Source organism: Microvirga tunisiensis (assembly GCF_009296175.1).
Taxonomy (GTDB): domain Bacteria; phylum Pseudomonadota; class Alphaproteobacteria; order Rhizobiales; family Beijerinckiaceae; genus Microvirga; species Microvirga tunisiensis.
Genome location: NZ_VOSK01000079.1, coordinates 1 through 24126 on the forward strand (window position 1 = coordinate 1; position 24126 = coordinate 24126).

At 63.6% G+C, this 24126-nt stretch carries 20 protein-coding genes, 1 tRNA gene and 3 pseudogenes; 9 read left to right on the forward strand and 15 right to left on the reverse strand.

Annotation, left to right across the window (positions count from 1 at the left end):
• Window positions 1–254 (forward strand): annotated as a pseudogene (locus FS320_RS45980) (IS630 family transposase); the annotation flags it as partial.
• Here FS320_RS45980 and FS320_RS19040 read toward each other — a convergent pair.
• Together FS320_RS19040 and FS320_RS19045 are read right to left on the reverse strand one after the other, a co-directional pair.
• Window positions 251–1252 (reverse strand): 3'-5' exonuclease, encoded by a 1002-nt coding sequence (locus FS320_RS19040; protein ID WP_152713383.1) that lies wholly within the window; start codon window positions 1250–1252, stop codon window positions 251–253. The pseudogene FS320_RS45980 and the gene FS320_RS19040 overlap by 4 nt on opposite strands.
• A 311-nt stretch (window positions 1253–1563) precedes the next feature.
• On the reverse strand, window positions 1564–2163 hold the full coding sequence (locus tag FS320_RS19045; RefSeq protein ID WP_152713384.1) for a peptidoglycan-binding domain-containing protein: 600 nt from the start codon (window positions 2161–2163) through the stop codon (window positions 1564–1566).
• Window positions 2164–2174: 11 nt separating this feature from the next.
• On the opposite strand from FS320_RS19045, the gene FS320_RS19050 reads away from it, so the two are divergent.
• From FS320_RS19050 to FS320_RS19060, 3 genes are all read left to right on the forward strand, one after another.
• Window positions 2175–2248, forward strand: a tRNA-Cys gene (locus tag FS320_RS19050).
• 145 nt (window positions 2249–2393) lie between these two features.
• On the forward strand, window positions 2394–2654 hold the full coding sequence (locus FS320_RS19055) for a hypothetical protein (protein ID WP_152713385.1): 261 nt from the start codon (window positions 2394–2396) through the stop codon (window positions 2652–2654).
• Between the two features lie 151 nt (window positions 2655–2805).
• Window positions 2806–4284, forward strand: a complete 1479-nt coding sequence (locus FS320_RS19060; protein WP_152713386.1) for a protein adenylyltransferase SelO — start codon at window positions 2806–2808, stop codon at window positions 4282–4284.
• Between the two features lie 97 nt (window positions 4285–4381).
• Here the strand turns inward: FS320_RS19060 and FS320_RS19065 are convergent, their stop codons facing one another.
• Both FS320_RS19065 and recD2 read right to left on the reverse strand, forming a co-directional pair.
• Window positions 4382–5500 (reverse strand): hypothetical protein, encoded by a 1119-nt coding sequence (locus FS320_RS19065; RefSeq protein WP_152713387.1) that lies wholly within the window; start codon window positions 5498–5500, stop codon window positions 4382–4384.
• Window positions 5501–5611: 111 nt separating this feature from the next.
• A pseudogene (gene recD2 / locus FS320_RS19070) lies at window positions 5612–7811 on the reverse strand (SF1B family DNA helicase RecD2).
• 304 nt (window positions 7812–8115) lie between these two features.
• On the opposite strand from recD2, the gene FS320_RS19075 reads away from it, so the two are divergent.
• Entirely contained in the window at window positions 8116–8313 is a 198-nt protein-coding gene (locus tag FS320_RS19075) for a hypothetical protein (RefSeq protein ID WP_152713388.1), read from the forward strand.
• 166 nt (window positions 8314–8479) lie between these two features.
• On the opposite strand, the gene FS320_RS19080 is transcribed toward FS320_RS19075, so the two are convergent.
• The 6 genes and pseudogenes from FS320_RS19080 to FS320_RS19100 all read right to left on the reverse strand — a co-directional run bounded on the left by FS320_RS19080 (window position 8480) and on the right by FS320_RS19100 (window position 12983).
• Window positions 8480–9010 carry a DUF892 family protein gene (locus FS320_RS19080; RefSeq protein ID WP_162003101.1) on the reverse strand — a complete coding sequence of 177 codons (531 nt, stop codon included), beginning with the start codon at window positions 9008–9010 and terminating at the stop codon, window positions 8480–8482.
• A 34-nt stretch (window positions 9011–9044) separates the two neighbouring features.
• Window positions 9045–9833 carry a phosphodiester glycosidase family protein gene (locus FS320_RS19085; RefSeq protein ID WP_152713390.1) on the reverse strand — a complete coding sequence of 263 codons (789 nt, stop codon included), beginning with the start codon at window positions 9831–9833 and terminating at the stop codon, window positions 9045–9047.
• Between the two features lie 87 nt (window positions 9834–9920).
• Window positions 9921–11414: a carboxypeptidase M32 gene (locus tag FS320_RS19090; protein WP_152713391.1), complete on the reverse strand. Its 1494-nt coding sequence runs from the start codon at window positions 11412–11414 to the stop codon at window positions 9921–9923.
• A 125-nt stretch (window positions 11415–11539) separates the two neighbouring features.
• Complete coding sequence (locus FS320_RS19095) at window positions 11540–12037, reverse strand: cupin domain-containing protein (RefSeq protein WP_152713392.1); 498 nt, start codon at window positions 12035–12037, stop codon at window positions 11540–11542.
• Between the two features lie 97 nt (window positions 12038–12134).
• Window positions 12135–12469 (reverse strand): annotated as a pseudogene (locus FS320_RS48010) (cupin domain-containing protein).
• 226 nt (window positions 12470–12695) lie between these two features.
• On the reverse strand, window positions 12696–12983 hold the full coding sequence (locus FS320_RS19100) for a hypothetical protein (protein ID WP_162003099.1): 288 nt from the start codon (window positions 12981–12983) through the stop codon (window positions 12696–12698).
• 206 nt (window positions 12984–13189) lie between these two features.
• Between FS320_RS19100 and groES the strand changes: the two genes are divergently transcribed.
• Both groES and groL read left to right on the forward strand, forming a co-directional pair.
• Window positions 13190–13504, forward strand: a complete 315-nt coding sequence (groES, locus tag FS320_RS19105; protein WP_152713393.1) for a co-chaperone GroES — start codon at window positions 13190–13192, stop codon at window positions 13502–13504.
• 45 nt (window positions 13505–13549) lie between these two features.
• Window positions 13550–15199, forward strand: a complete 1650-nt coding sequence (gene groL, locus FS320_RS19110; RefSeq protein ID WP_152713394.1) for a chaperonin GroEL — start codon at window positions 13550–13552, stop codon at window positions 15197–15199.
• A 255-nt stretch (window positions 15200–15454) separates the two neighbouring features.
• Here the strand turns inward: groL and FS320_RS19115 are convergent, their stop codons facing one another.
• Both FS320_RS19115 and FS320_RS19120 read right to left on the reverse strand, forming a co-directional pair.
• Window positions 15455–15775, reverse strand: coding sequence for a hypothetical protein (locus tag FS320_RS19115; protein ID WP_152713395.1), 321 nt, complete (start codon window positions 15773–15775; stop codon window positions 15455–15457).
• 249 nt (window positions 15776–16024) lie between these two features.
• Window positions 16025–17374, reverse strand: coding sequence for a HupE/UreJ family protein (locus tag FS320_RS19120; RefSeq protein ID WP_162003100.1), 1350 nt, complete (start codon window positions 17372–17374; stop codon window positions 16025–16027).
• A 103-nt stretch (window positions 17375–17477) separates the two neighbouring features.
• Here FS320_RS19120 and FS320_RS45225 point away from each other — a divergent pair, with 103 nt between their 5' ends.
• Window positions 17478–18872, forward strand: a complete 1395-nt coding sequence (locus FS320_RS45225; RefSeq protein WP_153885318.1) for an NHL repeat-containing protein — start codon at window positions 17478–17480, stop codon at window positions 18870–18872.
• 310 nt (window positions 18873–19182) lie between these two features.
• Here FS320_RS45225 and FS320_RS48015 read toward each other — a convergent pair whose 3' ends face one another.
• From FS320_RS48015 to FS320_RS19135, 3 genes are all read right to left on the reverse strand, one after another.
• Window positions 19183–19911 carry a DNA topoisomerase gene (locus tag FS320_RS48015; protein ID WP_420846749.1) on the reverse strand — a complete coding sequence of 243 codons (729 nt, stop codon included), beginning with the start codon at window positions 19909–19911 and terminating at the stop codon, window positions 19183–19185.
• Window positions 19811–21376, reverse strand: a complete 1566-nt coding sequence (locus FS320_RS48020) for a type IA DNA topoisomerase (RefSeq protein WP_420846748.1) — start codon at window positions 21374–21376, stop codon at window positions 19811–19813. Before FS320_RS48020 ends, FS320_RS48015 begins: the two co-directional genes overlap by 101 nt.
• Before the next feature lie 336 nt (window positions 21377–21712).
• Window positions 21713–23644, reverse strand: coding sequence for a DEAD/DEAH box helicase (locus tag FS320_RS19135; protein WP_152713397.1), 1932 nt, complete (start codon window positions 23642–23644; stop codon window positions 21713–21715).
• 91 nt (window positions 23645–23735) lie between these two features.
• Here FS320_RS19135 and FS320_RS19140 point away from each other — a divergent pair.
• Window positions 23736–24126: helix-turn-helix domain-containing protein (locus FS320_RS19140; RefSeq protein WP_152713122.1), on the forward strand; the 391-nt coding region annotated here is incomplete at its 3' end.

Consider the following 24126-nt stretch of genomic DNA (forward strand, 5'->3'; position numbering starts at 1 on the left):
ATCCGCGCTTCCACCTGCACTTCACGCCGACCTCGGCCTCATGGCTCAACCAGGTTGAGCGCTTCTTTGCCCTGATCACCCAGGAGCGCATTCGGCGGGGCGCCTTCACGAGCGTGCCCGATCTGGAGAGTGCTATCATGGACTACCTGGAGCACCACAATGCCGACCCGAGACCCTTTGTCTGGACCGCCTCGGCCTCAGCTATCCTGGAAAAGGTCGCCCGTGCGAAACAAGCGTTAGAGTCACAACACTAGCGTGCCGACCGAAACCGCTCGAAGGCGGTGATTCTCTGGCTGAAGGGCTCGACCTCGCGCCGGTAAACCTCACGCTGGAGAAAGGCGAGTTCGGCCTCAAAGGCCTCCTCGTCGACCTCCACCCACCAAGCCTTCGGTCGGCCGTCGGTGCCGTCGTTCCAGCGGTACCCGCGTGCCTTCAGCATATCCTTCATATCGAACGGACTGCCCTCGGCCCAGATGCGCACGAGCGCCTTTCGCGCCGAGGCCAGCAGATGCCCGAAGGGAAACCCGGCCCCGGAGGGGAGGGGGGAGGCCAGCACCTCGAGCAGGGCATGGCAGTCCTCGACGGCCCGGTGGCCCTGGTGGAACCAGCCGCACTGGGTCAGGAGGTACCCGAGCTTCGATCCTTCAAAGCCGAACCCGCTCCAGGCGATCTCGGAATGGGAGCAGGCCCAGGCCTTGACCTGGAAGCCCTTCGACAGGCGCTCACAGAAGGGGCGATCGAAGCGGGCATTGTGCGCGATGATGAGATCTGCCGCTTCTATGAACCGCTCGACCGCCGCAAGATCAAGCACTTGGCCCGCAACCATCTCGGGCGTGATCCCGGTCAGGCGGGTGATCTCCGGGCCGATGGGCACGCTCGGCTCGCGCAAACCGTTGAACGTGCCGATCACCTCACCGATCCGGCCGTCCTCATCATACAGAAAGGCCACCATGCCGAGTTCGATCACCTCGTCCCGGGTGTGATCCAGGCCCGTGGTTTCGGTGTCGACGATGACGGCGATCTTCTCGCCCTGGCGACGCACACCCGAGACCACGATCGGACGGGGCTGCAAGCGGCGGAGGACACGATAGTCGCCGGTGGCCTCCAGCATTCGGGCGGCGGTCTCATGATCGGGGGCTTTGAAGGATTCGCTGCGTTGCCTCGCCTTGATGACAATCTCACTGGCGGGGCTGGTCTCGATAGGACCCGGCGGTGCGTCGTAGTCCAAGAAAAGATCAGCCTGCCCTCGCATTCCCGCACCTTCCGCCCCGCCGATGGGCCAGGCGCACGCATGAGCCTGGCGGGGCAGACTAGCGGGATGCAGGTCGCCAGATCGTTAATGCGCGGGTGCCCGGTGGAGGCGCGCTGTTGAGAGCCCAAGGTCCGCCAAGTGCCAATTGGTCCTGTCGGTTATCAGTAACCTGATGCCAATATTCTGGGGGGCTCCACAATAGGGCCAGAGGTCCTTCAGGGTGACAGTGGCCCAAACATATTCTTGGTACAGCCCGCAAGGTGCTCTCATCCGCTCTCGAGGGGAACTGCCGGCCTCTTCCGTGATCCACCTCAACGCATGCTCATTTCAACGTGTGGCGTTGCATCGCGACGGGCGGCGACCTTGAGGGACCGGGTCAGCTGCTTCAGCGTCGGACCATCAAGCTTGCCTGTCACGGTCAGTCCCTTGTCCCGCTGGAACGCTTCGATGGCACGCCGCGTGCCCGGCCCAACGACCCTGTCAGCCGTCAACTTTCCATAGCCGAGCTTCGGCAATGCTTTTTGAGCCGTGGCCGCAATCGCCTGTTTGGGATCAGGTGCCTTGCTCCCCACCAATCCCGTGGTGGAAACATCCCCATGCGCTTGAGATGCACGGTTGATCGCACCGCTCAGTTCCGGTTGCGCAACCACGAGTTCGGACTGAGCCTGATCACGGGTACCCATGAGTTGCCTGAGTTCTTCGCGGACGGCAGGAAGTTGAGCCTGCAACCGCTTCCACTCGCCGATTGCCGCCAGAGCCCGAGCCTGCTCCGACAGGAGGTTCAATTGGATCTGGCTGAGATTGGCCACTTGTGCGCGCAGCCCACGCGCGGGACTGCCGGCCGGGAAGGCACTTGTCAGAGTGGGCAGTTGCTCTTCGGGGGGCTCGCCACTATCAAGCGGATCCAGCATACGTCCCGGATGGCCTCGTGGCGGAGTGGTTACGCAGAGGACTGCAAATCCTTGCACCCCGGTTCGATTCCGGGCGAGGCCTCCACCTTCAGGACGAGCACCTGACACTCCGGCGATCATGGTGCGAAGTGAGGTGCGCTGAGATGTCCGGTTCCACCTCGATCTTGTATCCGGCTCCCCGCGTCGGCATATAAGGGACAGTTGAAGCAGAGCTTCTCAAAGAGGGGGATATGGACCCGCGCAATCCGCACCATCCGGGCATCAGATTGATCCGGATGCCTCGCTGGGCCGCCAATCTGGTGCTGATTGCCGCCGTCTCGCTGGGCCTCTTGCTGATGGTCCTGGCCGCCGGGCTCGCGCTGATCCTCATTCCTGCAGCCATTATCACCGTCATGATTTTGCGGTGGCGGCTTCGCCGCAAGATGGCGCAAGCGCCCCGAGCAGGGGAGATTATCGACGTCGAGTACCGCATCGTCGAGCGGGAGCGGTAATCGTCTTTTCCTGGACAGAATGGCCCCGGGGCGCTGTCCAGGATCGGGAGCAGGACGCCGCTGACCTGCTTCAGTCGAATGCGCCCTCCGGCTCTTGTTTTCAGGGGCATGCAGTCCGATTTCACGAGGCCCTGACGGTGAAATCGATCCGATGACAGTTCATTTTCCCTTCGACAACACCTACACCCGCCTGCCGGAGCGCTTCTTCGCGCGCTTAACGCCGACCTCAGTTACGGCTCCGAGACTCATCCGGCTGAACCGGGATCTCGCCCTGCAACTCTGCCTTGATCCGGATCGGCTCTCCAGTCCCGAAGGAGTTGCGCTTCTGTCCGGCAACCGCGTTCCGGATGCGGCGGAGCCTATTGCCATGGCCTATGCCGGGCACCAGTTCGGGCAGTTCGTGCCGCAGCTCGGCGACGGCCGTGCCATCCTCCTCGGCGAAGTGGTCGACCAAAATGGCATCCGCCGTGACATTCAGCTCAAGGGCTCAGGTCCGACGCCGTTCTCGCGCCGCGGAGACGGACGGGCAGCGCTGGGGCCTGTCCTGCGTGAGTATCTCGTCAGCGAGGCGATGGCCGCGCTTGGGCTGCCGACAACGCGTGCGCTTGCCGCGGTGTTGACCGGGGAGACCGTTGTTCGGGAGACGCCACTTCCCGGCGCCGTTCTCACCCGGGTGGCGTCGAGCCATATTCGGGTCGGCACGTTCCAGTTCTTCGCAGCCCGGCAGGATGTGGAGGGGCTGCGGCTTCTCGCAGACTATGTCATCGGCCGGCACTACCCACAGGCCGCCGAGAGCGACAGACCGTATCACGCGCTCCTGGATCAGGTGATCGCCGCCCAGGCAGACCTCATTGCCCGCTGGCTGCACATCGGCTTCATCCACGGGGTGATGAACACCGACAACATGTCCATCGCCGGCGAGACGATTGACTACGGCCCGTGCGCCTTCATGGATGCCTACGATCCGGCGACCGTCTTCAGCTCGATCGACCAGCACGGCCGCTATGCCTATGGCAACCAGCCGCGCATCGGCCTCTGGAACCTGACGCGGCTTGCCGAGACGCTTCTGCCGCTCCTGTCCGAGGACCAGGAGAAGGCCGTGCGTGAAGCGAGCGAGGCGCTCGAGGCGTTCTCGAGTAAGTTCGAGGCGGCCTATCACGCGGGGCTCAGACGCAAGCTCGGGCTGCTGACGGAGCGCGAAGACGACCCGACGCTTGCCGGGGATCTTCTGAAGGCCATGGCCGAGAACCAGGCCGACTTCACCCTGACCTTCCGGCGCTTAAGCGATGCCGCTGCCGGATCCGAAGCGGACGAGGCCGTCCGAAACCTCTTCATCAATCCGCTTGCCTATGATGCCTGGGCTGCCCGATGGCGCGAGCGGCTGACCCAGGAGCCGCAGGACGCTGCAACCCGCCGGGCTGCCATGCGCGCCGTCAATCCGGCCTATATCCCGCGCAATCATCGCGTGGAGGCCGTGATCCAAGCTGCGGTGGAGCGGGACGACTTTGCTCCCTTCGAGGAGCTTCTGATGGTTCTCTCGCAGCCCTATGAGGATCAGCCGGCGTCTGCGCACTACGCCGAACCGCCGGAGCCGCACCAGCGCGTCTATCGGACCTTCTGCGGGACCTGAGGCGGCAAAGGGCCTGCGCCGCGGGGCGCAGCCTTTGCCAGGTCGCCGATCCGGACCGCCGAAGCCACCGCAACCAGTGCTTCGTCCGCGAGACGCATCAGTCCGTCCTAGGACCGAAGCGCCTTGGATGCATCGCGAGACGGCGAGGGGAGATCAGGCCGACGCCACCAAGGGGAGCCCAGCGCGTCCATCGGGTTTGAGACCCCCAATGCCATTGTGCATGTGGGGTCAAGCCGAGGCGTCGGCCCTGCTCACCGACATCGACGCCGATCGGCACATCAAGGACGTCCTGACCCTCCCAGTCATGGCTATGGTACCGGATCTCCCGTCGGCAGTAAGGGCAACGTGACGCGAGGGCCTTCCTGAACCGCCATGGACTGTCGGCAAGGTCGGGCAGAACCGCTCGCGCCCTGGCATAAGCGTCGCCATAACCGTGCATCGTCTGGACCGCCTCGAGGTCGAGCGGCATCCTCCGTGGCGTTTCGGCCCTGTAGGCAAGGAGGACAGTCTTTCGGCAGGTGCGATGCCAGCACTGGTCTTTGCGGAGAACCAGCATGAGGATCCCGTGCCGGCCGTTCCCAGACCAGTGCAGTTGGCCGCTGAGCGCGCCGGACACAAACTCAGGTATGCTTAGAGATAAGCCATCGATCTGCACCCGCGCCTCTGGGTGGCCGTGCTGATTGTTCCCGACCGTGGTTTTGAAGGCTGGCAAATATGAGTTGGGCTCGCGCCAGTAGTGGTGCAGGGCCGCGGGCTCGTGAGCGACCAGCCAGAGGGTGCGAATGCCGGAAGCGGCATAGCGTTCCTGCCGTTGGCGGTAAGCTTCCTCGCCTTGGAGCTGAACCTGGGCCTCGACGGCGACGGTCCAGGCTTTCCCTGGCCGCCGGCACAGGACATCTGCCCGCCAGTCACGGCCATCGGGCGTGGTTCCGGATTGCTCCGGGAGAGCCTCCCAGCCTGCGGCCCGGGCTCCAAGCAAGCTTTGAGCCTTGATGGAGAGATGGAGGTCGCTTTCCTTGGCCCCTGCAGACGTTTGCCCGGGAGGATGAGCGAAGAATCGTGTTCCGAGGCGTGAGACCTTGGGAATAGCCCGTCCTTTCCCATGAGGCATCCACACGTCGCGGTTACGCGTGGATCTCAGGTTCTCCCATTCGTGATCGGACAGCAGAGGTGCAACGAGCGGCTCCCCCGAGTGGGTATAGGCGAGCAGTGGCATGACGCAGCTTGTGTCACCTCAGGGAAATCGTAGGGCGTCGGCAGCAGGCTGGTACCGGCCTCGGGCGTCCGCTCGACCTTCCGCCGGACAAGTCTTGAAGGCTGGATCCGTTCAAGTGGTGGCCAGCCACTCCTGCAACTTCGTCCAGCGCTTCTTCATCTGACCACCTCTGACTGCCATTGCCACCGCCTTCTTTTGGCCCCACCAGCACGACCAGCCGCTTGCCTCGGGTGACGCCCGTGTAGAGCAGGTTGCGGGCCAGCATCGTGAAGTGCTGCGTCACCACCGGGATGATCACGGCGGGATATTCTGAACCTTGTGACTTGTGGATCGTGGTTGCGTAAGCGGGGACGAGGGTGTCGAGCTCGCCGAACGGGTAGGACACCTCCCGTCCGTCAAAGGAGGCGATCAGCGCTCCCTCTTCGTCGTCAATCCGCACCACTGTGCCGAGATCCCCGTTGAATACCTCCCGGTCGTAGTCGTTCTGGGTCTCCATCACCCGGTCACCCGGCGAGAAGCGCCACCCGAACCGCTCCACCTTCGCGGGAGGGTTGGGGTTGAGCACCTCCTGGAGCTGGATGTTGAGGTTGCGGGCGCCGAGCACACCCCGGTTCATCGGGCAGAGCACCTGAATGTCCTTCATCGGATCAAGCCCGAACCGGCGCGGCATGCGCTCCTTGATCATCTGGATGATCTTCGGCACGCCCTCCTCGGGATCGGCGATCTCGACGAAGTAAAAGTCGCTCTCGTCGCCGGCCTTGGGCGGCTCAGGCATCCGGCCCTTGTTGATCCGGTGCGCGTTGACCACGATCCGGCTTTCCGCCGCCTGCCGGAACACCTCGGTCAACCGAGCGACCGGAATGCGCTCCGAGGCGATGATGTCGGCCAGCACCTGCCCGGATCCAACCGAGGGCAGCTGGTCCACGTCACCCACCAGCAGCAGGCCCGCTGGGGCGGGAACCGCCTTCGTGAGCGCGTTCATGAGCGGCACATCCACCATCGAGGTCTCGTCCACCACCAGGAGATCGCAGTCGAGCGGGTTTTCCTCGTTCTTCGAGAAGCCGCCGTGCTTCGGGTCGATCTCCAGCAGGCGGTGGATGGTCTTGGCCTCCAGCCCGGTCTGCTCGGTCATCCGCTTGGCCGCGCGCCCCGTGGGCGCGGCCAGCGCTACCCTGACGCCCTTGGCTACCAGCAGGCGCAGGATGGTGTCGAGCAGGGTCGTCTTGCCGACACCAGGGCCGCCGGTCACCACCGCCACTTTGGCGCCGAGCACCAGCTTGAGCGCCTCGCGCTGGGAGGCCGCCAGGGTCTTGCCCGTGCGGCCCTCCACCCAGGGAATGGCCTTGTCGAGGTCGATCTCCGGCCAAGGCGCCGGGCCGGAGGCCCGTTCCAGCAGCCGGGCAGCGATGGCCTGCTCGGACAGATAGAGCCCTTTGAGAAACAGGCAGGTCTCGCCCCTGATCGTGTCCGAGACGATCTCGCCCTTGGCCAACTCCTCGACCACAGCGGTGCGGATGAGGGCCTGATCCACCTCGAGCAACTGTTCGGCCAGCCGGGTGAGCGCCTCGACGGGCAGAGCACAATGACCCTCGTCGGTAGCGGTCTGGAGCGCAAACGAAATGCCTGCCCGGATGCGCTGGGGAGCAGTCTTCTCCATCCCGAGCTTGGCCGCGATGGCATCCGCTGTTCTGAAGCCGATGCCGCGCACGTCTTTGGCCAGCCGGTACGGGTCCTCGGTCATGACCTGGACGGACTCATAGCCGTAGGTCTTGAAGATGCGCACCGCTCGTGCCGTTCCAACGCCGTGCGCATGCAGGAAGATCATGATCTCCCGCACCGCCTTCTGCTCGGCCCACCCTGAGACGATGCGGGCGGCGCGCATGGGGCCGATGCCGGGCACCTCGGTCAGGCGCTCGGGGGCGGCCTCGATGATCTCGAAGGTGTTTTCGCCGAAGGCCGCCACGATGCGCTTGGCCATGGCCGGTCCGATGCCGCGCATCTGGCCTGAGGCAAGATACTTTTCGATGCCCTCAGCGCCGGTCGGCGGCGTGGTCTTGAGAACCTCAGCCTTGAACTGAAGACCATGAGTGCGGTCGCTGATCCACAGGCCACTGGCCGTGATCCACTCGCCGGCCGACACCGCGGGGGTATGGCCCACGACGGTGATGAGATCACGCTTGCCCCGGGCATGGACTTTCAGGACCGCAAAGCCGTTTTCGGGATTGTGAAAGGTGATGCGCTCGATTGAGCCTGCGAGGGTCTCGAGTGCCGGCCTCTGATCCACTTGTGAGGGTCGAATCATCTGGTTCATGGTGCCTGCCGGGAGTCGTACCCGGCCTCTCCGAGTGTATCGCTGGATGGCACCACTGACGAGGATGCTCTCCTTTTCCGAATGGAGAATGTTCTCTGTTTGTTTCAGGGCTTTTTGCGGCGATTCGGCTTGATGCCAGCGTCATCACTGGGAAATCCCGAAACTGCCTGCAATGTTGGACGGGCAAGGGCGGAAGCCGGGCGCAGGGAGGGTTCTGCCCGGTATCCACAGACAAAAAATAAGATGGTTAACGAGGGCCTAACGCCGCTGTACCCAAGGTCTGGATGCGGATCAGGAGGTCAAAATGGAGAACGGAACCGACGGCGGGCGAGCGTTAGCAACGAGCGATGCCGAACTCCTGCGCCGGATCGGACAAGATCTCCGCTCGATCTACGCAGAGGTCATCAGGCAACCGCTCCCTCCGCGCATTCAGGCAACTCTGGCTCTGATTGATCGCGAGCAGAGGCTGACGGAACAGCCTCGTCGCGCATTGCCGTACTGAAATCCGTCTGGACCCTCATGGCAGCGGACCAAACCATGAGGTCAAGCCTGCCGCAGCAACCGAGCCTGTGGTTCGGGGGCACTCATCAGGCAGAGGGCTGTCCGAGCAGGCGCATGTTGGATCTGGCCGCTTCAGGATCCGGACGCGGGGGGCGCGCTGAACCAGCTCAAGCCGCCTTCAGGTTGACCGCCGCTTCGGCAAGTTGGGTCAGAAGCTCGTCGGTCTTCTTTTCCTCTTGAAGCGTCTGCTCAAGCAGTTTGACCGCCCTCTTCATGCCGAGCTGTCCGGCCCAGGTCCTGAGTGTGCCGTAGCGCGAGATCTCGTAATGCTCGACCGACTGTTGAGCGGCAATGAGGGCAGCGTCGAGCGCCTCAGAATCTTTGAAGTCCTGCATGAGATCCTTGCTTTCCTCAACGAGCCCCTGAACGGCCTCACACGTTTTGCCCCGCGCGGGCTTCTCGAGCATTTCGAACACCTGCTCCAGGCGTTCGATCTGAACCTCCGTCTCGTCACGATGCTTTTCGAGAGCTTGGCGGACCTGATCCGACTCCGCGGCTTTCGCCAGTTTCGGCAGGGCTCTCAGAACCTGCTTCTCGGCGTGATACACGTCCTTCAGCGCATCCAGGAAAAGATCGACGAGGGTTTTTCTGCTTCGCCGGGATGGGGATCTCCCTACAGGTAATCCCCACCAACCGATCTCCTTACCGCCTCTTCCCGAACCTTGTCCCGCATCATGGACGTCGCCGCAAAGCCCCGACAATCGGACCCATGGGCAGGAGCGAGTCCATGCGTTCCAGTGCAGGCGCGTACAGGCTGGAAACGCTGCCGTCCAGGAACAAGGCGTTGGCGCAGCCCAGGTGATCGCGGAACAATCGGGCGAACGCGCTGAATGTGACAGGATCGTCTGATATCGCGAACACGACCGTGTGCTGGTCTTTCACTCCGATGCCGTTGCGGATCTTCAAGGATGTGCTCTGCTCCGAAAACTTGGGATGAATGCGCCCATTGATGACGAGCATCGGGCCTGATTGTGTCGCGTGATCCGGCCTGATCTTCCGCTTGAGATAGGTATCCGTCTCCAACACGCCGGCCCGATTGCCTTTGACAAAAAAGACGCCGTTGGGCTTGAGGTGGAAGTTTCCGGGGCCGTTTCGGGTGTTGGCCGCCTTCAGCTCCTTGCCGTTCTCGACGTAAAGTCCCACCGGTGAGCGATCCTCGTGGTACATGCCCGCATTCATCGCGAGGGCGAGGCGTGAACCCTCCGGCGTGTCTTTCAAGCGGCTGAACGAGCCGAGCACATCCCCGTCCGGCCCGCGCCAGAACAGCCTCACGTCGTACCGGCGCAGATCCACTGTGCAGACCACGAAGGCGCTGTCCGCAAACCGCACCGGCCGGCACGGATCAGGATCGGGTTGCGCTGCCGACCGTTCGGCAAACAGCCCAAGGGACACGAGAATCCCGGACAGCAGGATAAGGGTCCGGCACGCCACCCGGCTCAGGCTGCAGCTGATCACTTTCATTCGTTTCTCAGAGTCTTTCCTGCCGCTTGCGCGCCAATCAATCCTGGTTCCGGGACAACATGGATCAATGCACTTCAGGCGCAAGACTCAGTGCGTGAGGTACCGTTCCCGCAGGTGAGCGCGGAAGACCTCCGCCGTCAGCGGCTGCCCGGTTGCGGCAGCCACAAGCTGGTCCGTGGTCATCAGACTGCCTTTCGCATGGACGTTGGCGCGCAGCCAGCTCCGAAGCGGCGCGAAATCACCCTTCTCTAGACCTGGGAGGATGTCCGCATCCGCCTGGCAGGCAGCCCTGAAGAGTTGAGCCGCCGTCATGGCCCCGAGCGTGTAGGTCGGGAAGTATCCCCACGCGCCACCAGGCCAATGGATATCCTGCAGGCAGCCCAGGCTGTCATCGGGCACCGTGAGGCCGAGAAGCTTTTTGATCTCCTCGTTGAAAGCGGACGGCAGGTCCTCGATCAGGAGGTCGCCGGCGATCAGCGCCTTCTCAAGCGTGTAGCGGACCAGGATGTGCGCCGGATAGGTGATCTCGTCGGCATCCACGCGGATAAAGCCCGGCTCCACCCTGGTCAGGATCCGATGAAGGTTCTCCGGGCTCCAGGCTGGACCCTCTCCCTGGAACGTCTCCCGCACGAGGGGAGCAAGATAGGTGACGAACTCCCGGCTCCGGCAGGCCTGCATCTCGATGAGCAGGGATTGGCTCTCGTGCAGGCTCATGCCACGCGCCAGCCCGACCGGCTGACGGCGCCACGTTTCCGGGCGGCCTTGCTCATAGAGAGCGTGACCGGTCTCATGAAGCACCCCCATGAGCGCGCTCATGAAGTTTGCCTCGCTGTAGCGGGTGGTGATCCGGACGTCGCCCGTGGATCCGCCGCAAAAGGGGTGCAGGCTCACATCGAGCCGGCCCTGGTTGAAATCAAATCCCACGGCCTTCATCAACTGCTCCCCAATACGCCGCTGATCATCGACAGGGAAGGGGCCGTTGAGTGGCTGGATGGCAGGGAGGCGCTTCTGCCGCTCCTGCGCCTCCCGAACCAGCACCGGCAGCTCGGCGCCGAGTTCGGCAAAAAGGGGATCAATGGCAGCTTGGCGCAGACCGGGATCGTAGCTGTCGAGGAGAGCGTCGTAAGGGGACAGTTCCAGCGCCTCGCCCTTGGCTTGGCCGATCTGCTGCTGGAAGGAGAGCACCTGCGCCAAGTGCGGGAGGAGGAGGGCGAAATCGCCGTTCTGACGGGCTTCTCGCCATACCAGCTCCGCCCGGGACACCGCTCTGGAGTTGGCCTCAACGAGATCGGCTGGAACCGCGGCGGCATGGAGGTAGATCCGCCGCATCTCACGCAGGTTAGCGCGTTGCCACTCGTCGAGATGGTCGCTGTCCTGCTCCGCCTGGCCCAGGAGGTCGCCCGTGTCGGGTGCGGTGAGGAGCTCATGGGCGATGCCCTTGAGGGTTGCGAGTTGATCGGAGCGGCTGTCGGCGGCCCCCTGGGGCATCATGGTCTCCGTGTCCCATTGCAGAATGCCGAGTGCGTCCTCGATCGAGCCGATACGGGCAAAGCGTTCTTCCAGCGATTTGTAGGCTTGCATGTGGGCGTGACTTCCGTCCTCGGGTTGATCTTGCGGGCGAGTGGGCGGGCAGAGCGAACCCGCTGCCGGCCCGGTGAAAGCATCGGGGCCGTCGTTGAGTTTGTCTCAGGGGTGCTGCCCTGGCCTTATTCTGGCTGCTTGTGGATCGGGTCGACCCAGTAAACCTCCTCCGGCTGCTCAACCGGGTCCACATCGGTGATGTTCACCACGACGGCTTCGTTGTCGCTGCGCACCAGCACGCATTCGAGGGGCTCGTCGGGACTGGCGTTGATCTCCTGATGGGGGACAAAGGGCGGCACATAGATGAAGTCTCCGGGTCCGGCCTCAGCGACGAACTCCAGCCGCTCGCCCCAGCGCATACGAGCCTTGCCCCGCACCACATAGATGACGCTCTCCAATTCGCCGTGATGGTGCACCCCGGTCTTGGCGTTCGGCTGGATCGAAACCGTGCCCGCCCAGATCTTCTGGGCTCCCACCCGGGCATGATTGATCGCGGCCTGGCGAAACATGCCCGGGGTCTGGGCCGTGTTCGGATCGAGGCGGTCGCCCTTGATCACCTGGACGCCGTGGTGCTTCCAGTGCTCGTGCGGATCGTGGCTACTGTCATGGTCGTGGTCTGTCATGGCGCTCTCCGGGACGGTTTGGCCTTTTGTGCTTGCGGTGATCACGAGCAAGGAGCCGAGGGGGAGGAAGCCCGTTTCAGGGCCCCGGTGCGGCGTTTTACTGCTCGTCGGACATATGCTCCATCCAGGTGACGTGGGCTCCCTGCCAATGTTTCTCGCCCGGCGGGATCCAAACGGCGTCGTGCGGCCGGATCTCCCGGACAGCTCCACCCAAAGGTCTAAAACCGACCGCCTCTGGAGATGACATGCAGGGTCTGGCCCAGCGGGTGCGTATGGCAGGCGGTGCGGGCCACCCGGTTCAAAGCTCACACGAACGGCGCGAACCCGGGCAGGCGGCGGCGCGTCGACGATCGCGGCGTGCCACATCCTGTTGGAACAGGCATTTGCAGGAGCGCGCCTGGTTGCGATCGAACCGGCAACTCGGATGTCCATGGGGGATCTCCTCAAGAGCGTTTCGCCGTTACACGGCTGATATGACTCAAGACTCCGAGCTGGAGCGTGCTCGGCTTCGGACCTGCACGGGGAGACCATGCACGTGCGGCAACGTTCGCAAAGAAACCAACCCGGCTACGGTAAACCCTTGGCTCGACGAGGGCACCATAATCCAGTACCCGCGGCGCTTGCTTGCGGAAGTGAGGTGCTATTGCGCCAAGCTTGGTCAGCCTAAGGAGGCTTTGATCCGAGCCAGCCCCTCCTTGGTCAGCGGGTCAATTCTGAGGAGATTATGCCCCCCGGACGAAACCCGCTTCGAGAAAGCGAGGCGCACGTAGCCACCCCCATGGAGGGGGAGGAAGTACACGCCGTCGGACTCTCCCGCCAGGTAGCAGCGCAGTCCGACGTAGAAGCTCTCCTCGTATCCTTTGATCGCGCGGCGGATCGCCGGGTGGATGACAAGCGTCGTCTGCTTGCTTTCACAGACCTCTTCAACGGCCTCAAAACTCAACACGACTGAACCTCCGAGCGGCCAAGCAGCCTATGGGTTTAACGTTGCTCCCGAGGATCCGGTTCTCTCCGGGCTCACCTATCCGAAAGGATGGGCTTGCAGCTCTCCCGGCAGCATGATTATCTCCCGTTAGCACTCTTATGCGTCGAGTGCTAACAGCGCTGCCTGACGCAGACGAGTGCCTTGATTCTCAGAACGAGGAGGCCCTCATGACCTTTCGTCCTTTGCACGACCGCGTTGTCGTCCGCCGCATTGAGGCCCAGGAGAAGACGGCCGGCGGCATCATCATTCCCGATACAGCTAAGGAAAAGCCCCAGGAGGGCGAGATCATCGCCGTCGGACCTGGTGCCCGTGACGAGAGCGGCCGGGTGACCCCGCTCGACCTCAAGGTTGGGGACCGCGTGCTCTTCGGCAAGTGGTCCGGCACCGAGGTGCGCATCGATGGTCAGGACCTCCTGATCATGAAGGAATCCGACATCATGGGCGTGGTCGAACAGATCGCCGAAGCCCAGAAGGCCGCTTAAAACAGCTCAGGCCCGACCAGAGAAGAAATCACAGGAGGTTAGCTCATGGCTGCCAAAGACGTAAAATTCTCCACTGATGCTCGCGATCGCATGCTGCGCGGCGTCGACATCCTCGCCAATGCGGTGAAGGTCACGCTGGGCCCCAAGAGCCGCAACGTGGTGCTGGAAAAGAGCTTCGGGGCTCCGCGCATCACCAAGGACGGCGTCACCGTCGCCAAGGAGATCGAGCTTTCCGACAAGTTCGAGAATATGGGCGCCCAGATGGTGCGCGAAGTGGCGAGTAAGACCAGCACGGTAGCGGGCGATGGTACCACGACCGCGACGGTGCTGGCCCAGGCCATCGTTCGTGAAGGCGCAAAGGCTGTGGCCGCCGGGATGAACCCGATGGACCTCAAGCGCGGCATCGACACGGCGGTGGCTGAAGCCGTGAAGGACATCCAGGCCCGCGCCAAGAAGGTCGCCTCGTCCGAGGAGATCGCCCAGATCGGCACCATCTCGGCTAACGGCGATGCCGAGGTCGGCCGTATGTTGGCGGAAGCCATGCAGAAGGTCGGCAACGAGGGTGTCATCACCGTCGAGGAAGCCAAGACGGCGGCCACCGAACTGGATGTGGTCGAGGGCATGCAGTTCGACCGCGGCTATCTCTCGCCGTACTTCATCACCAACGCCGAGAAGATGGTGGCCGAGCTCGAGGATCCCTACATCCTTATCCATGAGAAGAAGTTGTCATCGCTCCAGACGATGTTGCCGATCCTTGAGGCTGTCGTGCAGACCGGCAAGCCCTTGCTGATCATCGCCGAGGATATCGAAGGCGAGGCGCTCGCCACCCTCGTGGTCAACAAGCTGCGTGGCGGCCTGAAGATCGCCGCCGTGAAGGCTCCTGGCTTCGGCGATCGCCGCAAGGCCATGCTGGAAGACATCGCGATCCTCACCAAGGGCCAGACCATCTCCGAAGACCTCGGCATCAAGCTGGAGAATGTCACCCTCGACATGCTCGGCCGGGCCAAGACCATTCGGGTGGAGAAGGAAAACACCACCATCGTCAGCGGGGCCGGTGACCGGTCGGACATTGAGGCGCGCATCCAGCAGATCAAGGCGCAGATCGAGGAGACCACCTCGGACTACGATCGCGAGAAGCTGCAGGAGCGCCTTGCGAAGCTCGCCGGCGGTGTCGCGGTCATTCATGTTGGCGGTAGCACCGAGATCGAGGTGAAGGAGAAGAAGGACCGTGTCGACGATGCGCTGCACGCCACTAAGGCGGCGGTTGAGGAAGGCATCGTGCCTGGGGGCGGCACGGCTCTGCTGCGCGCCAAGGCGGCAGTCGCCGAGCTGAAGAGTGACAATCCAGACATTCAATCCGGGATCAGCATCGTGCTGCGGGCGCTGGAGGCTCCGATCCGCCAGATTGCCGAGAACGCCGGTGTCGAGGGCTCGATCGTCGTCGGCCGGATCACCGACAATGCGCAGTCCGAGACGTTCGGGTTTGATGCCCAGGCCGAGGAGTTCGTCGATCTGGTCCAGGCCGGCATCGTCGATCCGGCGAAGGTCGTCCGTACGGCTCTGCAGGACGCCGCCTCAGTTGCCGGCCTGCTCGTCACCACGGAAGCCATGGTGGCCGAGCTGCCGAAGAAGGAAGCCGCTCCAGCCATGCCGGGCGGTGGCATGGGTGGCGGCATGGGGGGCATGGACTTCTAAGTCCTGCTCCTTTCATCTCACTGGAAGGGCTCCGGATCACTCCGGGGCCTTTCCGTTTGTGCCGTGCGTTTTGAAGTTGGCGATCGCACAGGTGACGATTGGACGGATAGGCCCGCCGCATTGTGCCGGCTGCAAGACCAAGTTGTTGACCGTCCCCCTCTGGAACAGCCGCGTCGATCCTGGCCCAGCGAAGGCGCTCAGGAGGGAAGCCGGCCGAACGCTTCTCGTCCAACCTTGCCCGGGGCAATAGTTGCGTCAGCGATTGGTGAGCGGGAGCACGCTGGATCCAGCCGTGTTGGTGCCCTTGGCCGGCTCGACCCTACTGAGGACAGCGGGCGAGACGTTCCACTTCTGCCCAGAGTCGGTGATCACCGTCACAGTCTTCTGGTTGTAGCGCGTCAGCATGCCCTCAAGACGACCCTGGCCGGGAGGTTGGAAGGTGACACGGTCCCCAATCCTGAATTCCAGCATCTCTACATGAGCGCGCATCTGGTCGAGAAAGCGCAGGCGCTCGACGATGCGGTGGTTGAGATCGATGAGCTCGGCCTCGGTCAACTGGTCAATATCGATCGTCATAGAGGTGCCATAGCTTAGCCCCTGGCTAGGGCTATCGAGCGAATGTCTGGCCAGGGCTTTTGCATGTCAAGCGCCCGATGCATCCTCCAAGCGCTGTCGTGCGGAGAGGCTGTATTACATGATCGGAGGAGCATGCGCGCGAAAGAGGCCCAGATGAATCGAAAGGGCAAGAGATGTCGTCGGCGCAATGGGCAAGGCGAGCCTCTGGGCGAACAGGTCGGCAGGCGGTATGCGCGACACCACACGGGACTAGGATGCCTGGGGCGGAGCGGCCCGATCACCTTCTCCGCCACGCGGCAATTGCCAGCCTCGCACCAGGCCAGAGAACAGCCAGAGCATCGCTCCAACCGCGACTGCAGCCATCGCCCACCAGAGCACGGTCGACAGCGCCGCTGCGTCGATGACCGGCCAGGGATGTTGCGCGAGTTCGGCACCGCGTTCCGTCATCCAGTGCCAGGCCGTATGCGCCACCAGTGCCGACAGGATAATCGTGCCGATCCTTTCGGGCACCACATACTTGAACAAGAGACCAAGCGCCGGCACCGCGACCGCCAGCACGACCAGCTGGCCGACCTCCACACCGACATTGAACGCCAAGAGTGAGGTGATCAGGTGCGAGCCGGCAAATTGCAGGCGTTCGCTCAGAAGGAACGAGAAGGCGAAACCATGCACGAGGCCAAATGCGAAGGCGACGAACCAGCGCCGCTCGGTGCTGGGGCCGACGATGTTCTCCAGCGCCATATAGAGGATTGAGATCGCAACCAGCGTCTCGATCAGTGGCGTGAACCACAAGGCGTTCGGCGCCAAGCCATAGGCGGAAGCGATCAGCGTGATCGAATGAGCGATCGTAAAGGCGGTCACCACGACGGCGAGCGGGCGGAAGCGCCGGAATGGGATGACCAAGGCGAGCAGGAAGAGAAGATGGTCGATGCCTCCCAGGATGTGGCGGAAGCCGTCCTCGGCAAAAAGCAGGAACGCCTGCAGCCAGCTCGGATCGAGGTGCACAATGCCGACATCGGCGTGAACGTCGAACACACGCTCCGGGCTGTCAGGTGCCAGGAAGCGCATCATGATGTTGACCTGGAGCCCGAGGCGGGTCAGTCCTGGCCGGATGGCGAAATCGGATTGGTCCGACTGAATCGTATATTCATAGGCGACGTCCAGCAGACCCTGCTTCCAATAGATCTCCGTGTCCGCTGGCAACGGACTGCTTTGGATGTGGGCCAGCGCCTGGTCATAGCTCGCAAAGGAACGGTCGGAGGCCAGCGACACCCGCGCGCCGACAAGCTGGGGCTTCCCCAGCAATGCGCCGTTCTCGTAGACCTCGACGAAATCGCGGATCCAGATCTGGGCGGCGTGCTGCAGCGACACGTCGATCCGCGACAGGTCCAGGAATCCGTTGGGCTTGAGCGGCACATCGACGTCGCGCAGCGACTCCATCGGCGCCCGCACCAGGAAGGTCAGTGTCTTGCCCTCCGACTTCAGGAAAGCCAGGACCGTGACCTCGTTGGGCACTTCATGGGCTGACGTGCGCATGGGCCAGCCAATCAGCAGGGCGGCTGCGATGATGAATGCAAAGACGATCCTAAGGGGCGCCATGATTCTCGATGGTTCTCGACAGCAGAGCCCAGCTTGGCTACATTTCAACATATTGACAAGAGCGGCGCCAAGCTGCCCGGCAAGGGGGCCGGGAGGAAACAAAATGAGACAGCTCTTCTGGAGTCGCAGGGCGTTAGTCGGTGTAAGTTTCCTGGCGGTGATGGCGGCGCTCGGCACGGGCCAGCTCCTGCTGCAGAAGGCGATTGCGCAGGGCAAGGAGGCCCCGCGCTTCGAGGTCGATCCGTTCTGGCCAAAGCCGATGCCCAACAATTGGGTGCTCGGCCAGACGATCGGCGTGGCGGTCGACTCGCGCGACCATATCTGGATCGTCCACCGCGGCTCGGACCCGGCCGCTCTGGACAATACGGAGTTGGCCGTTCCGATCACTGGCAACCGCGCCGGCCAACGTGTCGGCGAATGCTGCAATCCCTCGCCCCCGATCATGGAGTTCGACCAGGCGGGCAATCTCGTGAATGCTTGGGGCGGCCCCTCTCCGACGAGAGAGTATGAGTGGCCATCGTCCAATCACGGCATCGCAGTCGATGCAGAAGGCTTCGTCTATATCGGCGGCAATGGCGCCGGCGATGCGCACGTCCTGAAATTCACCCGCGACGGCAAATTCGTCGCCCAGTGGGGCCGGGCGGGTGCTCGCCAGGCGAAGGCCGCGGCTGCGGCCTCGGATCCACTGGCCGGGTATGCCGGCGTAGCGCCGAGCGGCGGCGTTCCCGCCGCGGGCGCGGCGACTCCCGTCGCGGGCACTGCCGCTCCTTCGGCGGGGGCGGCTCCTGCTTCGGGCGCCGCCACGCCTGCCCCGGCCGCCGCGCCGACCTATCAGGCCAACAGCCATGATCAGGAGAGTTTCGGTCGGGTCGCAAAGATCGACCTCGTTGAGAACGCCAACGAAGCCTACCTCTCGGATGGCTATCTCAACCATCGTGTGGCCGTGGTCGACATGGATACGGGCAAGATCAAGCGCTACTGGGGGGCCTACGGCAAGCCGCCGACTGACGAGGTCCTGCCGCCCTACAATCCAGCAGCTCCGGTGGCCCAGCAGTTCGCCAATCCCGTGCACTGCTCCAATGTCTCAAATGACGGCTTGGTCTATGTCTGCGACCGCGCGAATGATCGTATCCAGATCTTCCGCACCGATGGGACCTTTGTCAAAGAGGTGTTCGTCGCCACGCAGACCTTGGCCGACGGCTCGGTGTGGGACATCGACTTCTCCCATGATCCCGAGCAACGGTTCCTCTACGTCGCTGATGGCGTGAACGAGCATGTGCGCGTATTCAATCGCCAGACCATGGAAGAGCTGTACAATTTCGGCTATGGCGGCCGTCAGCCAGGCATGTTCCTCGGCGTGCACTCTATCGCCGTGGACTCCAAGGGGAACATCTACACGACAGAAACCTATACGGGTAAGCGCCTGCAGAAATTCGTCAACAAGGGTGTCGGTCCGGTCTCAACGGTGAATGCGGCTATGCCCTGGCCCGCGCCGTAGTTCGGCTCAAACTCGCCTCGGCGTCGGCTTCCCGATCAGGGCCGGCGCCATGGCTATTCGTCTCTGCCGGAAGCTACATTGCGCGATCATGAGCCCCAACGTGGGTCCTTTGCCCTTGACTCAGTCGGCCTCCTCACGGACGCAGACGCTCGCTTCGGTTTATCATTGCTGTTGCCGGCGCGGGCGGCAGGACGGCGGCCTTTTGGAGTGCCAGCCCGGTTCTTTTCTGGAGGATGCTGCGCCTTTGACGAGTGCTCATCAAGAAAAGTTCGGCAAGCGGTGAAGTCAGCTAGCACCGTGGGTGGACACTCTATCCCTTTCTGTTCAGCAAGTGACCGTGCATAGCGCGCCATCGCCTCAGTTGGAGGACGCGGGCCGTTCTGCTGCGCTGCCCTTGCAGGTTCGGCTGATCGTTGGGGGCATGCTGATCCAGGAACGTCCGGCAGATAGCACTATTGGTCTTGAGCCCTCGGGGCAGTTTCAAGCCTCGCTGCGCAGCAATCGACGTCGCGAAAGCAATCATTGCCTTTGTTGGTGGTTTCGCGTCTGCTGTGGAGGGTGTCGGAACGCAAGTTGGATCAAGAGCGACAGTGTCCGATTGGCCAATCGTCGTGATCAGCTCACTCACACGGCTTCGGGTTCGCTCCTGATAGGCTGCGGCTTTACCGATCGCCTCAGTTCGCGAGGATGCACGCCCAATCTCGGCCAGATCCGCCTCGAACATCGCCCTGCCAACTGGGTCACCATAGGCGGGAAAAACACGCCGAACGGCTGAAATAAATGCGAGACCAACTTCCGTCACCTGGATCGGCGGGTCCTTACCCTTCAGCAACTCAACATACTGGCTCTTCTGGAGCTTGGGCAGGATCGTATCGCGGGTCGCGGCGGTCCCGAGACCCTTGGGCTCGTTCGGATTCGCCGGGTTCTCGAGAGCAGCTTTAAGTGTCGGGTCTTCTACCTGATCGACGAGGCGCCCCATGACGACGGGTAACTCGCCGCGGGTGATCCGACGTGGTGGTTCGGTTTTGGCTGTCTCGATCCGGGCATCGGCTGCTTTTCCAGGCCCGTGATCCCGTATGGGTGGGAGGCGCCCTGTGGTGGGCTCCTCGTCCGGCTTTACCTTGCCGGGGGACAGTCTCGTTGTCCTCGTCGGCGTCAGCTCCATAGACGGCGCGCCAGCCTGGCGACTTGATCACGCTGCCACTGATTGAAAATCGCTTTGGGCCAAGTGGCGTTGGGACCTGCGCAGTGATTGTGGTGCGCGCATCGATGCCATCAGGCAGGTGGGCTGCCAGAAAGCTCTTGGCGACCAGTTCCCAGAGGCGGAGATGCTCTGCGCTGATGCTCACCGCCTGGGGCACCTTGCGCAGCGGCACGATCGCGTGGTGCTCGCCTGGGTCCTTGACGTAGTGGCCCTTGCTGCCTTTGCGAAACACCAGATCGCCCGTGGCTGGCACGAGGCTAGCAAGATCGGTCAGGGCTCCGACTATGCTGCCGATCACCGCGGCAGCGTCGCCTATCTGGCTCTCGGGCAGGTGCTCAGACTCAGTGCGGGGGTAAGTGAGATATCCCTGATCGTAGAGGTCCTGCGCGAGTTTTGCCGTGTGTTGCGGATCCCAGCCGAAGCGCTTGGCGCAGCGTCGGGCGAGGGTGTCTTTTGAGAACAGGCGAGGGGGCGATCGGCGCACATCCTTCTGCTCGACACCCAGCGGTCCTGACCAGCTTGCGGCGGCCTGCTGGATCGTCTCGGCAACCTGCTTGTCGAGGATCTTGTCCTTCGGTGCATGCCAGAGGGTTATCTCGGCGCCATTCTCTGTTGTAACGACCAGAGCAATCTTAAAATAGTCCTGTGGGACGAAATCGCGGATGCGCTTCTCCAGGTCGGCAAGGATCGCAAGCGTTGGCGTCTGCACACCGCCAAAGCGCCATGGCTCACGGAAGGCCGGTGGGCGCAACCGCAATGAGATGGCGCGTGTGCCGTTGAGACCGAGATAATAGTCCTCATACTGGCGGCACAAGGCTTCAAGATAGGCGGCATAGTCCCGCTCACCCGAGTCCGGCTCCTTGGCCATGGCAGCAAAGGCGCGTCGGATCGAGACTTCATCAAGAGCTGCCAGCTTCAGACGATCTACCCGACCGCGATAGCCAAGGTGCTCAAGCACCTCCCAGGCGATCATTGAGCCTTCTCGGCCAGGGTCCGTGGCGATGATGACCCGCTCTACGCCTTGGAGAGCCTGCTTGATCGCCTCGACCTTCGGCTTGTGCGACTGGCCGGAGCGATTAGTGCCGTAGGTGACAGGAATGCGCTCGAGCACGATCGGGAGGGTGTCGAAGCGCCAGGGCTTCCACTCGTCCCGTACATTGCCGGGCTCCTCAGCCGCCAAGAGGTGGCCCTCGGCCGAGACGCAGACTGTGCTCGGCGATTTGAAAAAGCGCTGCAGCTGACGCATGGCCGAAGGCTTCTCGAAGAAGAACAGTGTGCGCGATGCCGTGTGAGTGGCCATGGCCCGAGCGTATCCACTCCGATGGAGGCGTAGCCGCAACTAACGCAGGCTACGCCAAGGGAACAGATCGGGAACAATAGCCGACGGATCAGACTGGGTCAATGACGGAGCCCGTGGTGACCAAAACGGAGACGCTGTCTTCTGTCCGGCCGCCAGATGATCCTGCACACCGCCCCGCAGAGGGAGGTGTCACGGCAGGTTGATGGCAGCAACGGCTCGTCTGAACCCTTTGTGGTCAACTGAACGAGGGTTCGGCCGCCCAGGTCGGGAGCCGTTGGGATCCAGAACCACGACCGAGAGGCTCATCATGTTCGGCTTTAGGGCTGGCGCCCGAGGTTAATCGGTGGGACCGGTATCAGAATGTGCGAACAAGCGGCTCCAAGCAGCCCGCCGCCGCCGGGCCGCGGTCCAGGCATAGCGGGGATCGCCCTCCAGCAGGTGGAAATGATCGACAAGGCGGTTACGCTCCAGCCAGGCTAACGCAGCCTCCAGCTCCGGCAGGGTCATCCGGGCTCGTCCCTTGTTGCCGAGCACCCGCTTCAACGCGGCATTGTAGCGGTGGTACAGCCCCTCTCCGCTATGCGGCACCCGCCGATTGGCCTCGTCCTCTACCGCCTGAGCCGCCACGGCCTCGCTGATGCGGGTCCGCAGGCGCCGCTCTGCCGCGGATGGAGATTCGGTCACGGGCGTTGGGGCGACCTGTCGTTCCGGGCGGACCTCATCGAAGGCTGGGCCCGGTTTCAGGCTCGCATAGCGCAGCCCCAGCGCATTGCTCTCCAAAGGCGTGATCCCGCGTCCTTCCCCCTCGTCCCGATGCATGGCGAGATGTTCGGCAAGCCAGGACGGTATCCCGGCCTCAGCATTGCGCCGACGCTGGCGCGCCAGCATTCCCTGTTCGGTTTCGATACCGCGGCGGAAACGGGCAAACAGCGGATCGTCCGGGTGGAACACAAGGGCGCTCTGACTCTCGTAGGGACCGGCGTGGGGATCCACCCGTGTGGCCCGGGCAATCATCTGCTCGAGCCAGGGGCGGCTGCGGATGTGGGTCAAGGCGGCTACAACCGCCACCTCCGGCGCATCAAGACCCTCGTAGGCCATGGCCACCGTGACCAGGATTGCGGGTTCCGCCATGAGCCGGAAGGCGGCCAGAGCCTCGGGGGCGCTCCGCTCATCGGAGGTCGCCAGCCGCACTTCGCGCTCGGCCTGCTGAGGCGGCATCCAGCACCGCAGCATCTCGCAGTAGCGGCGGGCGCTGCGCTGATCAGGAGCCACCACGAGCAGCTTGCCCAAGCCCTGGGCGGTCTCTCCGACAGCGAGCCCGCGCTCTGCCCGGCGGTGGGTCCGAAGGTTGCGCGTGGCTCGGAAAGCCTCCTGCAGCAACTCGCGGGCAAAGCCGGTGCGCAGGGCGGTGAAGAGGGCCGGGCGGGTGGTTACGGTCGGGTACCGCCCCGACAGGCGGTGCGGACCGAGCCGGACACCTTCCGTCGCCGTTCGTCCCGCCTGCAGCCAACTCGCTTCGCCATCCAGCGCGCCGAAGGTGACGGGAAGCACCGCGCGCTCCGCCACCGCCTGAGCCCGGGAATAGCCGATGATCGCCCAACCGGGAGCTTCCAGATCGACCTCCTGCGTGCCAGCTTCCGGTCCGGTGCGGTAGGGCAGCCGGAGGATCCGGCGGCCATCCGCCCGTTCCAGGGTCCCGGAGAGGAGCAGGCGCACGGTGGCGGATTCAAGCAGCGGCAGCAGCGCCCGGCTCCAGGCCGAGGCATCCTCGCTCGAGGCGGGGGCTTGACCGGATGATAGCGGGGCAGCCGGCTCATCCTCGCCGAGGTTGGGCAGATGATGCACCTCATCCACCACCAGTAGGGTGCGGTGGCGGCGGACCTCGGCTAGGTGCAGGTCCGGGGCTGCCGCGATGGCCTGGTAGGTGGTGACGTAGCCGGCAAGGCCGCGGCTGGGGTCGGGTTCGTTGTCGGCTGCACGAACCGAGAGGGCGTGGCCGAGCGTGGTGCGCCAGACCGGATCAGCAAAGGCCTCTTCGGCCTGGAGGCGAAGGCTGTCGCGAGGCACGACCCAGCAGATCCGCTCGACCCGGCCGACCCCGATCAGGCGCGCTGCGGCGATGACCGGGAGGAGGGACTTGCCGCCGCCAGGGGTCACCGCCGCGAGGATGTCGGTGCCCCCTGACGCTTCGCCATGGGCCATGGCGGCCACAAGGTTGGCCAGAGCGGCTTGGTGGGCTCGCAAGGGGGACCTGTGAGACGTGACCATCAGGAGCGGTCCAGGGGCAAATCACCGGCCTCTAGTGTTCTGTCACTGACGAGTGATTCCGAAATCCGATCCGACGTGCGATCCTGCTCTGATGGGCAAGATCGAACGCATTGAGGTTCCCGCCGCTGATCGAGATCGCTTGGAGAGCTTGGTCGGTGACCGCAACACATCCCAGAAGGTCGTCTGGCGGGCTCGGATTGTTCTGCTGGCTGGTGAGGGCCTGCGCGCTACCGAGGTCGCCGGCCGCGTCGGCACGAGCACTCTGACGGTGAGGCGCTGGCGCCGCCGCTATGCGCAGGCGGGCGTCGACGGGCTTCTCAAGGACGCCACCCGCCCGCCAGGGCGCAAGCCCCTGACGGCCGCGGTGATCCAGCGGGTTGTCGACATGACCCTGCATGAGAAGCCGCCGCGAGCGACGCAGTGGAGCGTGCGCTCGATGGCCGCTGTCACAGGCCTGTCCCACACCAGCGTGCAGCGGATCT